Origin of the sequence: Faecalimicrobium dakarense (assembly GCF_000499525.1) — a bacterium.
Lineage (GTDB): Bacteria > Bacillota > Clostridia > Peptostreptococcales > Peptostreptococcaceae > Faecalimicrobium > Faecalimicrobium dakarense.
This window is the reverse complement of record NZ_HG529282.1, coordinates 1-16,500: the sequence shown is the minus strand read 5'-3', so window position 1 is coordinate 16,500 and position 16,500 is coordinate 1. Positions and strand designations below refer to the sequence as shown.

General features: G+C 25.6%; 18 protein-coding genes. 4 read left to right on the top strand and 14 right to left on the bottom strand.

Features of this window, described 5'->3' with window-relative positions:
- Positions 1 to 4: 4 nt before the first annotated feature.
- On the bottom strand, positions 5 to 526 hold the full coding sequence (locus BN899_RS06195; RefSeq protein WP_242824101.1) for a TIGR04002 family protein: 522 nt from the start codon (positions 524 to 526) through the stop codon (positions 5 to 7).
- Between the two features lie 166 nt (positions 527 to 692).
- Positions 693 to 908, bottom strand: a complete 216-nt coding sequence (locus BN899_RS06190) for a hypothetical protein (RefSeq protein WP_042273805.1) — start codon at positions 906 to 908, stop codon at positions 693 to 695.
- Positions 909 to 1,074: 166 nt separating this feature from the next.
- Here BN899_RS06190 and BN899_RS06185 point away from each other — a divergent pair, with 166 nt between their 5' ends.
- Together BN899_RS06185 and BN899_RS06180 are read left to right on the top strand one after the other, a co-directional pair.
- Complete coding sequence (locus BN899_RS06185) at positions 1,075 to 1,551, top strand: hypothetical protein (RefSeq protein WP_042273803.1); 477 nt, start codon at positions 1,075 to 1,077, stop codon at positions 1,549 to 1,551.
- Positions 1,551 to 2,075: a permease gene (locus BN899_RS06180; RefSeq protein WP_147568504.1), complete on the top strand. Its 525-nt coding sequence runs from the start codon at positions 1,551 to 1,553 to the stop codon at positions 2,073 to 2,075. The genes BN899_RS06185 and BN899_RS06180 overlap by 1 nt, the downstream gene beginning before the upstream one ends.
- A 186-nt stretch (positions 2,076 to 2,261) precedes the next feature.
- Here the strand turns inward: BN899_RS06180 and BN899_RS06175 are convergent, their stop codons facing one another.
- The 3 genes from BN899_RS06175 to BN899_RS06165 form a co-directional block, all read right to left on the bottom strand.
- Complete coding sequence (locus BN899_RS06175) at positions 2,262 to 3,530, bottom strand: sensor histidine kinase (protein ID WP_042273801.1); 1,269 nt, start codon at positions 3,528 to 3,530, stop codon at positions 2,262 to 2,264.
- Positions 3,514 to 4,182 carry a response regulator transcription factor gene (locus tag BN899_RS06170; RefSeq protein WP_042273799.1) on the bottom strand — a complete coding sequence of 223 codons (669 nt, stop codon included), beginning with the start codon at positions 4,180 to 4,182 and terminating at the stop codon, positions 3,514 to 3,516. Before BN899_RS06170 ends, BN899_RS06175 begins: the two co-directional genes overlap by 17 nt.
- Positions 4,183 to 4,346: 164 nt before the next feature.
- Positions 4,347 to 6,839, bottom strand: coding sequence for a heavy metal translocating P-type ATPase (locus BN899_RS06165; protein ID WP_042273798.1), 2,493 nt, complete (start codon positions 6,837 to 6,839; stop codon positions 4,347 to 4,349).
- A gap of 265 nt (positions 6,840 to 7,104) precedes the next feature.
- Here BN899_RS06165 and BN899_RS06160 point away from each other — a divergent pair, with 265 nt between their 5' ends.
- Positions 7,105 to 7,326 (top strand): IS3 family transposase, encoded by a 222-nt coding sequence (locus BN899_RS06160; RefSeq protein ID WP_161628739.1) that lies wholly within the window; start codon positions 7,105 to 7,107, stop codon positions 7,324 to 7,326.
- Positions 7,327 to 7,404: 78 nt separating this feature from the next.
- Here the strand turns inward: BN899_RS06160 and BN899_RS06155 are convergent, their stop codons facing one another.
- The 9 genes from BN899_RS06155 to BN899_RS06115 form a co-directional block, all read right to left on the bottom strand.
- Positions 7,405 to 9,930 carry an ABC transporter permease gene (locus BN899_RS06155; protein ID WP_042273792.1) on the bottom strand — a complete coding sequence of 842 codons (2,526 nt, stop codon included), beginning with the start codon at positions 9,928 to 9,930 and terminating at the stop codon, positions 7,405 to 7,407.
- The gene (locus BN899_RS06150; RefSeq protein ID WP_042273790.1) at positions 9,930 to 10,610 is read right to left on the bottom strand and encodes an ABC transporter ATP-binding protein; all 681 of its coding nucleotides are present in this window, start codon (positions 10,608 to 10,610) and stop codon (positions 9,930 to 9,932) included. Before BN899_RS06150 ends, BN899_RS06155 begins: the two co-directional genes overlap by 1 nt.
- Positions 10,611 to 10,716: 106 nt before the next feature.
- Entirely contained in the window at positions 10,717 to 11,748 is a 1,032-nt protein-coding gene (locus BN899_RS06145; protein ID WP_052356660.1) for a sensor histidine kinase, read from the bottom strand.
- On the bottom strand, positions 11,741 to 12,439 hold the full coding sequence (locus tag BN899_RS06140) for a response regulator transcription factor (protein WP_330362469.1): 699 nt from the start codon (positions 12,437 to 12,439) through the stop codon (positions 11,741 to 11,743). Before BN899_RS06140 ends, BN899_RS06145 begins: the two co-directional genes overlap by 8 nt.
- Positions 12,440 to 12,469: 30 nt before the next feature.
- Positions 12,470 to 13,207 carry a hypothetical protein gene (locus tag BN899_RS06135; RefSeq protein ID WP_042273785.1) on the bottom strand — a complete coding sequence of 246 codons (738 nt, stop codon included), beginning with the start codon at positions 13,205 to 13,207 and terminating at the stop codon, positions 12,470 to 12,472.
- A 135-nt stretch (positions 13,208 to 13,342) separates the two neighbouring features.
- On the bottom strand, positions 13,343 to 13,903 hold the full coding sequence (locus BN899_RS06130) for a hypothetical protein (protein ID WP_042273783.1): 561 nt from the start codon (positions 13,901 to 13,903) through the stop codon (positions 13,343 to 13,345).
- A 1-nt stretch (position 13,904) separates the two neighbouring features.
- Positions 13,905 to 14,306: a hypothetical protein gene (locus BN899_RS06125; RefSeq protein WP_042273780.1), complete on the bottom strand. Its 402-nt coding sequence runs from the start codon at positions 14,304 to 14,306 to the stop codon at positions 13,905 to 13,907.
- Entirely contained in the window at positions 14,284 to 14,580 is a 297-nt protein-coding gene (locus BN899_RS06120) for a hypothetical protein (protein WP_042273778.1), read from the bottom strand. The genes BN899_RS06125 and BN899_RS06120 overlap by 23 nt, the downstream gene beginning before the upstream one ends.
- 84 nt (positions 14,581 to 14,664) lie before the next feature.
- Positions 14,665 to 15,336: a PspA/IM30 family protein gene (locus BN899_RS06115; RefSeq protein ID WP_042273776.1), complete on the bottom strand. Its 672-nt coding sequence runs from the start codon at positions 15,334 to 15,336 to the stop codon at positions 14,665 to 14,667.
- A 200-nt stretch (positions 15,337 to 15,536) separates the two neighbouring features.
- Here BN899_RS06115 and BN899_RS06110 point away from each other — a divergent pair, with 200 nt between their 5' ends.
- Positions 15,537 to 16,076 carry a 2'-5' RNA ligase family protein gene (locus tag BN899_RS06110; protein WP_042273774.1) on the top strand — a complete coding sequence of 180 codons (540 nt, stop codon included), beginning with the start codon at positions 15,537 to 15,539 and terminating at the stop codon, positions 16,074 to 16,076.
- Positions 16,077 to 16,500 lie beyond the last annotated feature (424 nt).

The following is a 16,500-nucleotide window of genomic DNA, read 5'->3' as shown; positions in this document are numbered from 1 at the left end:
AATTTTAATTAAAATATTTTTTCTTTATATCTAATTTATCAAACGCTAATCCTATTAATATAAATACTATAAAACTTCCTATAGGCTGTACTAATCCTATTAATGAAAATACAAATGCACTTGTAAAACTTCCATATATTATTCCATCTGCAATCATATATAATCCCCATGCTATAAATCCTCCAATAAATGATCCTAATACATTTCTTGTATTTATTATTTTATTAGTTTTAGATGTTAAAAATAATACTAATATGGATTTTATAATTAATGTAGGTATTATATATATAGCATATCCTGTTATTAAATCAGACATAGCTGCTCCTATTGCAGCACAAAAAATTGCATATGGCATTGGTAATAATGCTGCACCTAAGTATATAAACGCATCTCCTATATGTACATACCCTTTACCTCCAACTGGTATATGTAATATATACGCTGTAGTTAAACATATTAATGCTGCAAATAAAGATGCTACAACCATATATCGAGTTTTATTACTTCTATTATTTAAATTATTCAAATCATTCCCCCCTAATTTAATTTTATTATTTAATTAGATGTTTTTATATTACTATTAATATCATACATTTTATATAGTATTTTCTATTTTTATTTTAAAAATGCCATTGTATCCGTACAATTGTTTAATAAAAAAGACGAGAAATTAACTTTCTCGTCATATATATTTACTTATTTTCTTTTTTCATTTGATTCTTTATCTCTGCTGCAAATTTCTTTTGTTCATATCTGTCCATCATTTCATCTTTTTTTGCTTCCATAATGTTCATTGCACCTTCAAAATTGTCTTTAACATCCTCAGCAACTTCTTTTGCCATATACTTAGCTTTTTTAGCTGTATCTTTCATGTCTTTTGTTAAATTATTCATATCCATATTATTCATTGGTTTCCCTCCTATATTTATAATTAATATATAGATACAGTTTTTGTATCTATTATTATATTGCCCAATATATTATTTATAATTTATAGTTTGAATATTAGTGCATAATTATTTAACTCTTTATATATCTAAATCATAGTATATTAATAAAACAAGGAGTGATTTTATGACATCATATATTATGTACGGACTTTGTATCATCGTTTTTATTATTTCTTTTATAAAAGACAAAGATAAGACCCAAAAAGCTCTTAAAAGTTCATGTAAATCTTTTGAAAATATAATGCCTCAATTTCTTTCTATAGTAATTATTATTTCTTTAGCCTTATCTATTGTAAATCCAAGTACTATTTCTAATCTTATTGGACCTGATTCAGGTATTTTAGGTACTACAATATCAGCTACTATTGGTTCAATTACTATGATGCCAACTTTTGTTGCCTTTTCAACTGGAGATTCTTTGCTAAAAGGTGGAGCTGGATATGCTCAAGTTGCAGCTATGATTTCTACACTTACTATGGTTGGTGTTTTAACTTTTGCATTAGAAGCAGAGTATATTGGCAAAAAAGCCGCATTTTTTAGAAATCTTATTGCTTTTTTATTTGCATTTGTCGTTGCATTTTTTGTTGGAGGTGCATTTTAATGATAAATATAAAATTTATTTTAAATCGATACAAGTATTTTTTAATAGGATTTTTAATTTGCATTATTATATATTTTTATAATAATGCTTTGGGCATAAGTGTTTTTACAAATGTAAAATCTAGCATTTTTCAAATGCTTTCTATTCTTCCTCCTGTAATGATACTTCTTGGATTTATGGATGCTTGGATACCTAGAGAGTATTTTATAAAATATATGGGTAGAGATTCTGGAATTTTAGGAATATTTTTATCTTTTCTAATAGCCTTTTTTGCTGCTGGTCCTATGTATGCAGCTTTCCCATTTACAGCTGTATTATTGAAAAAAGGTGTTAAATTTTCTAATATAATTATCTTTTTAAATGCTTGGTGTGTTACTAAATTTTCAACTTTATTATTTGAATTTGGAGCTTTAGGATATAAATTCACATTAGTTAGGCTATTAATAGATATTCCTGGTGTTATTATAATGGGATATATAGTAGATTACTGTGTTAATAAAAACAATAAAAAAATACCTCTATAAGTTGGATTTTTATAGAGGTAAATCTTGTTGTAATGATGACTCAATATGAGGATGTGAGGGAGGGCCATCATTACAACGGGGTATTATATTATGGTTTTTAAGCTAGTCTTTTCTATAGTTATATAATAACTTTTCTATATGAATTTTTTGTGAGTTTATTATGAATAGTATTTGAAATTTATATTTTTAAAATTCTGCGTAAAATACTACTGAGTTTTCTTTATTTTTTAAATCATGATAAAATCCATGACTATTAAATATTTGACTTACTAAATATAACCCTAAGCCACTGCCTCCTGTTTTTCTTGAGCGAGATTTTTCTACTCTAAAAAATGGCTTGAATATCTCTTCTAGATACTTTTCTTCTATCTTTACTCCTGTATTTTCAATTTCTAAACATACTTTTCTTAAACTATTTCTCTTATTAACTTTATTTTGCTTTGTATATAATCTAATTATAAGACTTTCTCCCTTAGGAGAGTACTTTATAGCATTATTAATTATATTGTTTATAGCCTTAGTAATTCTTTCTTCATCACATTCTATAAAAATATTATCTTGAATTTTCAAATCTGTTTTTATATTATTCTCTTCTATTAAGAATAATTGTCTTTTTACCAACTTGTGCAGTAATTCACTTAAATTTACTTTACTTAAATCTAAATCCTTTTCTAAAATTTCACACTTTGATACCTCTATCATTTCATTTACTAGTTCTTTTAATTCTTGTGTGCAATCATATGATTTTTTTAGATATGCATCTCTGTCTTTATATTTTCCTATATTGTACATCATACCTTCTAATTGACCACTAATTATAGTTATTGGCGTTTTTAATTCATGAGATATAGTAGCAACAAAGTCTTTTCTTCTATTTTCCGCTTCTCTTTCACTTTCAATTATATCTATTAATGGTTTAGTTATAACATTAGAATATATATATGCACCTATTATCCCAATTAAAATTGCTACGCCAATAATATACGGCATAAGGTTTCTAATTACATCACTGGCCTCATCTATAGGCTGTAGTGGCATTATTATTTCTAATGTGTATGGACTCATAGAATCTTTAGTGTATATAGGCATAGTTAATATATACTCATCTTTTTTACTACTTAAAATATATTTATTGTATCTTAAAAAAATCACTTCATTATTTCCATATATTATTTTTCCATTTTGATTTTTTAATATTATTGCCAAGTTTTGATCTTTACCCATATAGTAAAGTCTTTCTTCTAAGAAGTCTGTATCATAATGAATTGCTGTTTCTGCTAAAGATTTAGAACTTCTTTCTAATAAATCTATCTTATATTTATGATAGTACGATGGTAATAAAAAATATAAAATTAAATATATAATTATTGCTAAAGCTACTAAAAGTATTGTAGTTATAGAAAATAACTTATACTTTATATTTAAGTTTTCCCATTTATCAAATATCTTTCTCAAGTGTATACCCTATTCCTTTTACAGTTTTTATATATGGTAGCGATATTTTCTTTCTTATATTTTTTATATGTGCATCAACTATTCTTGTGTCTCCATAATAATCATATCCCCATATGCTATCTAATAAATTCTCTCTAGTTATAACTTGAGGATATTTCTCTATTAATGTTTTTAATATATTAAACTCTTTTAATGTTAATTCAATACTCTCTCCGTCTATATTTGCTGAATATGTATTTAAATCTAATTTTAAATCTTCAAATACTATGAAGTTATCATTAACAGGCTTTGAACTTCTCCTTAAAATTGCTTCTACTCTTTTTATTAGCAAGTTAAATGAAAATGGCTTTGTTATATAATCATCACATTCTAATTCAAATCCTTTAACTTGATTAGTTTCATCATTTAAAGCTGTCAAAAATATTATTGGTACATTAGATGATTTTCTGATCATTTTACATACTGAATATCCATCTAAGTTTGGCATCATGACATCTAATATTACTAAATCATAATTTCCTTGTTTAAATTTTTGTATTCCTTCTAATCCGTCGTTGGCATAATCTACACTATATCCTTCTGAACTTAAAAATTCTACAATTAATTCCTGTATACTCGAATCATCTTCTACTACTAAAATAGATACATTCATATTATCAACTCCTTATTTATTTTTATATGTTAAATTTTATATTATTCGTGTGAATTTTATATGAAAATGTTTATTCTTCACTTATTTAAGTATACACTAAGTTTTAATTTATAATTATATAAAATAAAAAATCTCTATAATAATATAGAGATTTTTTACGAATTTTATTTAAATGGTTTGAAATTTTTAAGTCTTAATGCATTACTAACTACAGAAACTGAACTTAAGCTCATTGCAGCTGCTGCAAACATTGGATTTAAAAGTGGCCCTCCAAATATATATAAAAGACCTGCTGCTATTGGTATACCAATAGTATTATATCCAAATGCCCAGAATAAATTTTGTTTTATATTTTTTATAGTCTCATGACTTAATTTTATTGCAGTTGGAACATCCATTAAGTCACTCTTCATTAAAACTATATCTGCAGATTCCATAGCGACATCAGTTCCACTTCCTATTGCTATACCAATATCTGCTTTAGCCAAGGCTGGTGCATCGTTTATACCGTCTCCTACCATAGCTACAAATTTACCTTGTTTTTGAAGTTTATCGACTTCATTTGATTTATCTTGAGGTAAAACTTCAGAAAGTACTATATCTATTCCTACTTGTTTTGCTATGGCATTTGCCGTCTTTTTGTTATCACCTGTTACCATAGCTACTTTTATTCCTATATTGTGAAGAGTTTCAATAGCTGATTTACTACTCTCTTTTACTATATCTGCAACAGCTACTATTCCTGCTAATTTATTGTCAAAAGCAATATACATAGGAGTTTTTCCTTGTCTTGCTAAGTCATCAGATTTTTCTTCTAAATTTACTAAGCTTATATTTCTATCATTCATAAGTTTTTTATTTCCAAGTAAAACAACTTTATTATCTATATTAACTTCAATTCCATGACCTGGTATTGCTTTAAAGTTATCAACTTTGACAAATTCAATATTTCTATCTATCCCGCATTTAACTATTGCTTCTCCAAGGGGATGTTCTGATCCTTTTTCAGCACTAGATGCTATCTTTACAAGATAATTTTCATCAACACCTTCACTTAAAACTACATCTGTAACTACAGGCTTTCCTTCTGTTATTGTCCCTGTTTTATCAAATATTACTGTATCTATTTTATGTGCAGATTCTAAAGCTTCTCCACCTTTTATTAATATACCATTTTCAGCACCTTTACCTGTTCCAACCATTATAGCAGTTGGTGTTGCAAGACCTAGTGCACAAGGACACGCTATTACAAGAACTGAAATAAATATTCTAAGAACAAACTCAATATCTTTATTTCCTACGAAATACCATAAAAGAGATGCTACTACTGCAATTAACATTACAATTGGTACAAAATATCCTGACACAGTATCAGCAAGCTTTGCAATTGGTGCTTTTGTGCCTTGTGCATCTTCTACTAATTTTATAATTTGAGCTAAAGCAGTATCTTCTCCTACTTTTTCCGCTTTAAATTTTATACTACCATTTTTATTTATACTTGCTCCAGTTACTTTATCTCCTACATTTTTTTCTACGGGGATACTTTCTCCTGTAAGCATAGATTCATCAACAGATGTATTACCTTCTATAACAATTCCATCTACTGGTATTTTACTACCTGGTTTTACTAATATTATATCTCCTTCAACTACTTCTTCTATTGGTGTTTCTACTTCTTTTCCACTTTCTATAACTATAGCTGTTTTAGGTTGAAGTCCCATAAGCTTTTTAATAGCTTCTGATGTTTTACCTTTAGATCTTGATTCTAAATATTTCCCAAGTAATATTAACGCTATTATTATACCTGCACTTTCATAATATAACTGGTGATGATGTGCTCCTACTACAGTACCATTAGCTATTTGAACTGTTGTATATAAACTATATAAAAATGCTGCAAGAGTTCCTATAGCAACTAAAGAATCCATATTTGGACTTTTAGTTAAAATCGCTTTTGTACCATTTATATAAAATTTATAACCCGCCCCCATTACAGGAATAACTAATAAAAGTTGAATTAATGCATAATTTAGAGTATTAGTCATAGGGTTTATAATTTCTGGTATTGGCCATGGTCCAATTGGACTTGGCACCATAGGTCCCATTGCTATATAAAATAGAGGTATAGCAAATACTGTTGCTATTATAAATTTAATAAATAAAGTCTTTATTTCTTTTTCTTTTTTTAATTTATCTTCATCTACTGTCTTTTCTTTTGATTCTTCTAATGGTTTATATCCAGCCTTTTCTATAGCACCTTTTATTTGTGATAACTTAACTTTTGATGGATTATAACTGATACTAGCTTTATCCGTTGCTATATTAACATTTATATTTTCTATTCCATCTATTTTTTTAACTACTCTTTCTACTGCTTTTGCACAAGATGCACAAGTCATCCCTTCAATTTTTACATCTATATGTTTATTTTTTTCTTCTTTTTCTATGCCATAACCAGCTTTCTCTACTGATTGTTTTATATCATCAAAATTTACTTTAGTATTATCATATTCTATAGTAAGCTTTTCTGTGGCAATATTTACATTTTGTGCTTCTACTCCATCTATTTTTTTAACTACTCTCTCTACTGCTTTTGCACAAGCTGCACAGGTCATTCCTGTTATTTTGTATGTTTCATTTACTTTGTTTGTATTCATACTAATCTCCTTTCTTATTCTTAATTATTTTACTCTTACTTATATAGTATACATATACCCCCTATAGGTGTATATCAAAACATTTATTTTTAAATTAATCATTTTATTTAACTATTTTTTAAGTAATTACTGTAAATAATCCTATATTATTTATTTGCAATTTTTTCTTAATTTATCCTCCCATAGTGTACTTCAAGGTTGGATTATGAAGTATAATAATAATTATGATATAAGTAAATCTCATAATTCAGGAGAGGATAAAATTATGATTAAAGGAATAAAAACAACATATAATAAAAGAATTGAAATTGTAAGATTTTGGGGAATTATTAAGTCAGAGATGTACTATTTGAAAAAGTTTCATACATTTGATGAATTACATTTAGAAATTGATAATTACATAGAATTTTACAATAATAAAAGATTACAGAAAAAGTTAAAAGGTCTGACTCCGATAGAATATCGAGAGCAGACCTTAGTTGCTTAATTTTTATTTTTTGTACTGTCTACTTGACAGGGTGCAGTTCAATTAGCCTAGTTTTTTATTTTTAAATATATTTCTAATTTACTCATTTGTTCTTAATAGTTCTACTACACTTTCCTTATTTACCTTTAAGTAGCAAAGCCTTGGTATAATAACGGCTATTGTTAATAATATTGGCAGTGCTAAAATTATAGGTAGCATTGTAAATTTATAACTAAAAATCATCATGCCTCCAGCTAATAAGGTCACTAATTTTTTAGTGATAGGTAGTCCAATTACAACAACTATAAAAATTGTTAATAAAGCATAATACAATCCTTCTAGTGTTACTAATTTCTTAAGTTGATTTTTAGTCATACCAACACTTTTTAATATCGCAAACTCTCTTTTTCTACTTATAATATTTGTCATTATTACATTATTAAAGTTTAAAATCCCTATCAACCCTAATACAAAGCTAAGTCCATATCCTACTATTTTATATGTATTTGCCATATCTTCAAACTCATTTATATATGTCAATTTCATTCTATAGTCTAATGTTGGATTTGTTTTTATTTGATTATCTAAATAATTTTTCACATTATTTGTTTGACTATCGCCAACATCAAACATAGCAGTCATTACAGATTTATTATTTGTAATATTTTTAAATTCATTTATTGGTAAATACATATCATTTCCTACTGTATTTATATACCCTGTACGTAAATACAACGGAATAACTTGAACAGTTGCCATAACCTCATATTCTTTACTTTGTCCATCTTCAAAAGGTATAGTAACTTTACTTCCAATATCTAATAATCTACCCATATACCAATTTTCATCTAAAATAATATAGTTACCACTTTTAAATTTTTCTATATCTATTTTTCCTTTAGTTAAAAATTTTTCTATAAATGGTAATATACCTTCATCAATTCCATAGCACTCTGTTGGAATTTTTTTATTTTTTAATGATTCATTAATCTGATTTTTATAATTTTCATCTACAGAGCTTTTTTTAAGTTCAATATTTTTTTTCATTTCATCAATTAATGGTACGTTAATACCTTTATGATATATTTTATTAACACTATGAACGCCTTCTAAATTTTCAATTTCTTTACAAATATCTTCAGTTAATGCATCAGAATAATTACCGAGACCGTAGTTCCATCTATAAAAGCTTGTATCCCCTATTGTAAAATCTGTACCTATCAAATTAATTAAATACTTATCAATATCTAATCCATATATGATCGTGTATACCACATTTAAAAGTATGATACTTAATGATAATGATGCTATAACTATAAATGACTTTCTTTTATTTTTAAATACATTAGATAAAGCCATATTTCTAATTTTTGCTCCACTGTTTGTTTTTTTAACTTTTTTTCTAGTTTTTTCACATACTCCACTATATCTTAATGCTTCTATTGGTGATACTTTAGATGCTATTTTACTTGGCTTATGTATACTTATTAATACAGTTATTAATGAAAATAATATAGAACCTATAAATATAATTGGACTTGCAGAAATTTCAGTATTTGCTATAGTGGTTGTTTGTCTTACTATAAGTGGAGTTAATATTACCCCTATGAAATACCCTAGAGCGATTCCTATAGGTATACCTATTGCACACATTTTTAAAGCTTGTTTTATAATGATTTTATTTATTTGTTTTTTAGTAGTTCCAATAGTTTTTAACAGTCCATAAGATTTTATATCTTTTACTATAGATATATAAAAAACATTATATATAATTAAATAACCAGCAAGCATTATAATAGCTAAAAATCCTATAGCTCCCCAAAGTGAACCAGTATCTTCTTCTATATTTACACTTGTATATGCCCAGTTTACACCAGTATTTATTTTTTTTGTACTTAATCCACTTTCGATTAAAACTTTCTCTAGTTTTTTTTCTATAAAGAAAGAATTTGAAAAATTAACTTCTAAATCTATAAGCCCTGTGCCTTCGCCTCTTTTTTTAGATTTTTCTTGGTCAATTCCTTTAAGTTCTTCTTCTACAAAGTCTTTTGATACATATAGTACGCTTGCCATTGAAACTTTATCGCCTTTATATATACCACTTATTTTAAATTCTGTATTATATTCTTTATCATTTATAAAATATTTCAGATTTATCTTTTGATTTATTTCTTTAGACATTCCTAAAGCATCTAATGTTAATGTATCTACTAATATTTCATTTTTATTTTTAGGAATATTGCCTTTATATGGCTTCGCGAAGCAATTTTCTATATAATTTTTATCACCATATTTTATTTCTGTTTGCCTTTTTGCTAATTCTTTGTTTTGTGCTAAATTTACAAATATAGATACTCCTTTTTCCTTAATTAGTTTGTTATCTTTGATTTTTTCATACTCTTTTGTACTTAAATCCTTAAAATCACCATGAAATGTACCTCCTACCATACGCATAGTTTCATATTGTGTTGATTTTATCATACTCATTTGTATAGTAAAAAATGCTGTAAAAAGTAATGTTGTCAGTATTATAGATACTATTGCAAATTTATTTCTTCCTTTATTGTATTTAAAACTATTTTTTGATAGTCTATTAATAACTTCCTTGTTGTTAGTTCGAACCATTATTCACTCACCACCTTAGATAAAATCATTCCGTCTTCTATCCTTATAACTCTATCTGCCATTTGTGAAATTTCTTGATTATGAGTTATCATTATAATAGTTTGATTGAATTTTTGGCTCATAGTTTTTAACAGACTCATAACATCTTGACCAGTTTTACTATCTAAATTACCAGTTGGCTCATCTGCAAGTATTATTGATGGTTTAGTAGCTAAAGCTCTTGCTATTGCTACTCTTTGTTGTTGACCACCTGATAAATTATTAGTTAAGTTATTAACCTTACTTTCTAATCCTAATGCTTTTATAACAGTATTTACATACTCTTCATCTATTTTGTTACCATCAAGTTCTATTGGTAATACTATATTTTCGTAAACATTTAAGATAGGGATTAAATTAAATTGTTGAAATACAAACCCTATTTCTCTTCTTCTAAAGATTGTAAGTTCCTCATCATTTAATTTAAATATATCATTATTGTTTATATTTACATTTCCTTTTGTTGGTCTATCAAGCCCGCCTATCATATGAAGTAAAGTACTTTTCCCGCTCCCTGATGTTCCCACAATACAAACAAATTCTCCTTTATTTACTTCAACGGTTACTCCATCTAAAGCTTTAACTAAACTTTCATCTTTTCCATAGTATTTTTTTAAATCATTAACTCTCACTATACTCATATTTTCCTCCTAAAATTTATCTTTTTCTTGTGTCTTAAATATATCAATTAAATCTAACAAATTAATGTCTCAAATATAACAGTTCTGACATATTTAGGATAATATTTTATGAAGGTAAAAATATAGAAAAAGTTGAGCCTTCATTAACTTTTGATGAAACTTTTATATATCCCCCTTGGAGTGATACAATTTGCCTACTAAGATAAAGCCCAATACCAACCCCTTCATAGTTGACTACATTTTTACACCTATAAAATCTTTTAAATATATTATTAATTTCACTTTCACAAATTCCTATACCAGTATCTTTTATATCAATTCTTCTAAATAATTCATAAGAAGTCACACATATTTCTATACGTCCTTTTGCATTTGTATATTTAATTGAATTTTCTAATATATTTACAATAGCTTCTACTGTCCATTTAATATCAATGTTAGAAGTTATATCTTCACTACAATCAACTTTTATATCTAACTGCTTTTTATCTGCATCATGATAAACTTCTTGAACAGATTTAGTTAATACATTTATTATTTTAGTTTTACTTTGTTTTAGTGATATAATATTACTTTCTAATCTAGACATTTTTATTAAGGACTGTATTAAAAAATTAAGCCTCTCAGATTGATTTTTTATATCTTTTAATATATCTTTTGTATATTCATCTATACTTTCATTTTCAAGAATTAACTGACTATATAATAATATATTTGATATTGGTGTTTTAGTTTGATGAGATATATCTGCTACGAGAGATTTTACATTATTTCTTTCATTTTCTATTGATTTTTTATTTGATTTATTTATCTTTATATACCTATGTATTTTATTTTCTAAAGAAGATAAAATAGTTTCTTCATATCCTGTAACTATATTTTCTTCATTTATAGCATTAGTAACTATATTATCTAGCGAATTAATTATCTCAACTACTTTTTTTCTTATTATATATATAAATAAAATTCCTATTATAAATATAGATATAATAAATAATGTACTTATTAAAATAACTTTATTTTTAGCCATAATGTCAAAATATAATGTAAATGCCATAAAAAATGAGCACAATAATAAAAGTATTGTGCAAAAACTAATATAAATCTTATTAAATGCTTTAACATTGCAATTATTCAATCTTATTTCCCCCTGAGAATGTATATCCTATTCCATATACAGTTTTTATATACTTATGAGATGATTTTTTGTCCTCTATTTTTTCTCTTAACCTTTTTATATTAACTGTTAATGCGTTTTCATCAACATACTCACTCTCTTCACTCCAAATACTATCTATTAATTGATTTCTCGTTAATACTTGTCCATGATTACTTACTAATATTTTAAGAAGTTTTTGCTCTGTTTTACTTAACGTAATTATATTGTTTCCTTTTTTAAACTCCATTTTATCAAAATTAAAATTCATATTATCAATAGTCACCTTATTATTTTTATTATTTGATTGTCTTCTTAAGATAACATTTACTCTTGCCCTTAATATCATTAAACTAAAAGGTTTTGTAATATAATCATCTGCTCCTAGTTCTAATCCACTTACTATATCTATCTCCATATCACAAGCAGTTAAAAATATTATGGGAACTTGAGAAATTCCTCTTATTTCTTTACAAAAATCAAAACCATTCCCATCTGGTAAGTTTACATCTAGTATTATTAAATCTATTTGTTCTTTATTAAACATTTTTCTTCCTTCATTTAAATCAAATGCCTGTATTATATTTATATCATTTTGCCTTAGTGTAAGCATTATTCCCTTATTTAATGTCTCGTCATCTTCTATTATTAAAATATTTTTTGTTATATTCAAAAGTTTTTTCCCCCAATATATAAAATCATTCTATTCATTAAATTTATCTTTTATAATACTAATCATACTTTCTTTATTTTCCTTTAATTGTACTAGTCTATGGCCATTTGCTCCTGATGGGTGAGGAAATCCCCTAAGTATTTGCTCTTCTTTTATTATATTTTTAATTATTAATTCATTTATCACTTCTTCTACTGCTTTTCCTAAAGGTATTATAAGCACATTATCAAGTTTTTTATAATCTTCTAAAAAATTTTCGTATACATATTTCATTAAAAACTCACTTTTTATTAATTTAGGTGCATGACCTGTATAATTTTTTCCTTTTAGAAATACTGAATATGGAATAAGAGATATAGTATGTAGTAAATAATCTTTATCTTCAAATAATTCACTGCAACTAACTATATTTAAACTTTCATTTAATTTTAATTCATCTAGCATACTTATTATATTTTTTCTTAAACTCCCACTAAATCTTCCATTTCTTTTACACTCATATTTTATATTATCTATATCCATATTTTCTTCCAAGCATTTTCTTGCAGTAGAAATTGCAGTACTCATTTGTTCAAAACCTGGAGTTATTCCAACTATAAATATCTTAGCCTTAGGATTTATGTACTCATTATGAGGAGCATAATATATTTCAATGTTATTATCTTTTTCTATTAGAAAGTCTTCTTTTAATAGTTCTTCTTTTGTATATTTATTTTTTATTGGTAATTTTTTTATTTTATCTATATATTCTTCCAAATGTTTTTTCATAAATCTATTTTCCTTTACATTTTTTATACTTTCTATATTTAAATTATATAATATTTTATGTAAGCAACATACTTATTATAAAATATTTTTTAATATAATATAAAAAACCTAGCATAAATACTAGGTTTTTTATAATTAATTTCTTCTACTTCTTATATAGTCAAATATAATGTAAGCTATAACAGCTACAGTTATTATTACTACAACTTTTGTTATCCATGAACTCACACCAAATCCATAGAATATTCTATGAAATGGACTATATCCACCATAATATCCTCCATAGTTTGATCCTCCAAATATTGGACGTGATGAGTTACTTCCTCTGTCGTCATCATAATCATTATATTTTTTATTAGAATTACTATTATCATTTTTAGGTTTTGTTGAAAAGCTTCCAGAGTCTGGCTTTACACTACTACTTGAATTTGATTTTGAGCTACTATTACTTGGCTTAGAAGAAAATCCTCCAGAATCTGGTTTTATAGTAGTTGATTTTGGTTTTGTCGAAAAGCTCTTACTTCCTCCAGAGCTAAATCCTCCTGACTTAGGCTTTGAACTTGATGAAGACGCTACTATGTATTCTTTATAGTTCTCCGCATATGCATCTATACTATGAAATGTAGTAGCTATATAAGCAAATAAAAATATAAATGTCGTTAGTAAACAAGCTATTTTTCTTTTACTATTTTTCATATTATACTCTTAACCCCATTTCTATGAATTTATTATTAATTCTAATAAGTTCATCTTGAGTATCGTCTACTATGACTGATTCATAATATTCTTCTCCCTTGAATTTAGAGTACTTTAATATATGCTGATTATCATAATCTTTACTATCTATCAAGTAAACATATCTATGATAATTTCCTTCACTATCTTTTTCAACTAAATATCCTGCCACATTAAATATAAACTCTTCATCTCCTTGATAAAGGGTCACTGTGTCTTTGCTAATTGTAAGTAAATTATTTTCTTTGTTACATTCACTTACATATTCTTTATCTCTACAGTTAAAGCAGTGATTCATTGGACATACACTTACACAGTTCCTACATTTACATTGGCTACATTTATCTAATTTTTCTATATCCATTTTTTTTATCTTGAGTTAAATATTTATTTATTTCATCATTTGAATTTTTTTGAGCTTTAAATAATTTTTTGAAAAGTCCTTTATCTTCTTTACTTTCTTTTTCAATACTATCTAAAAAATTCATATAATCCTTTAGTGTATCTACTTTCTTTATAAAGCTTCTTTTATTTATTTCTTTATCATCTAGCATTTGTCTTAAATCATCACTTGCAAATACCAAATCTGTATATATTTTATTGTATTTATTTTTTTCTTGATTAATTCTTTCATCCATAAAAAAGTCACTCCTCACAATTTAAACCACAATATTATTAAAGGTAGATAGCTTTTAACCATCTACCTTTATTTTAATATAAAATTATTTTTTCATTTGCTCTTTTATTCTTTCTAACTCATCAGCTACTTTTGAATCAACTGCTGGTGAATTATTTATATATTCATCAAGTAAAGCCTCTTCATCTTTTGGTTTTAAATCTTCTAATGCTTTACCATAGTTTTCTTTTTGAGAAACTTTCTTTTCAAGCTCATCTAGGTTTATACCATTATCATCATTAAGACCTGCTAGTGTTTCATTTATTTCATTGTTTATTTCAGCAACATCAAGTCTAGTAGCTAACTCTTGCTTTTTAGACTTCATCTTAGATATTTCTATTTCTAATTCTTCTATCTTACTCTTTATAACTTGTATTTTCTCATCTTGGTCTTTTATTCTAGCTAAAGTTTGAGTTAATTTTTCTTCTAATTCTAATTTTTGTTTTACAAAGCTTTGAGCTTTATCTGTATCTTCTTTTAATATAGCTGCTTTTGTAGCTTCTTCATACTTAGCTATTTTTTCTTCTAATAATTTTTTTTCTCCTCTTATGCTATCTACTGATGCAATAAAGTTTGCACATTGCTTTTTAGCATCTTGAAGTAATTTTTCTTTTTTAGTTATTGATAGTTCTAATAATTCTATTGGATCTTCGTGTTTTTCTAAAGCTTTGTTAGCCTTTGCATTTACTACATTTTTTAATCTCTTAAAAAAACTCATTTTATTCTCTCCATTCATTTATATAATTAATTTATCTTGTTATCTTTCTTATATAAACTTAATTCTCATATTATTTTTAAATTAGTTTATATTATAATATATAATAGCATAAAGCATTTTAAATTTGTATGAAATTTATATGAATTTACCAATTTGTAACTATTATATAAATATGACTTTAAAGTTTGGAGGTTACCATATTGAGATACGTAATTGTAAGTGTGGTTAAAGATAAAGCCGGCGATTTTAATAATAATTTAAGAAGGGAAGTTTTTAATATGTTTAAAGCCAAATCATCAAAACTCCCTGCTCACTTTACTATTAAATCTCCATTTGAATCTAATGATATAAATAAATTAGAAAATATTTTAGATAGTTTTTCTAAGAATCATCTTTCTAAGCCTTATAAAATCAAAGGTTATGACCATTTTGATAATAGAGTTATATTTATGAAAGTCTTAATGAGTAATGATGCTAAGGTTTTACATAATGAGTTGATTGATGAATTGTCAAAAATATCTTATATAGGCTTTGACAAAAAAGATGGAAAGGATAAAGTTTTTCATATTACTATAAGCTCTAAAAAAATTCAAAATATATTTAACGAACTATGGGAATATGTAAATAAAATTGATTGTGATTTTGATTGTCACTTTGATAATATCTGTATTTATAAATGGGAAAATAATACTTGGATGCTTCATAAGGAATATGTTCTAAAAAATTTACCTCAAAATTAAAAAATTGAAATATAAATAAGCTATAACCTTATCTTTCTAGAAATGGTTATAGCTCTTTTATTTTGAAACTAACATTTTATACTCCTTACACTGTATATATTATCTAAGCTGGTTTTGATTTTTCTAAAAAATCAAATTCATTTTAAAAATAAATATGAACTTTTATATTTTTCACATTCATTAATTTATTCTACTTCATAATCAGGGGCATAATCATAATCTAATTCACCTTCATAACCAAAATATACTAAATTAGTGTTTTCATTCATTTTTTGTACCTCCTTATTTTATTATTATTATTATTAATATTATAGTTTACATAATTTATTTTTGCAAGTTTTATTTTTTAACTTTCATTTATAATTTATGATATGCAATTTATTAAAAAAAGATTACAGTTTTTAGTAAAAAAAATATAAAAAAT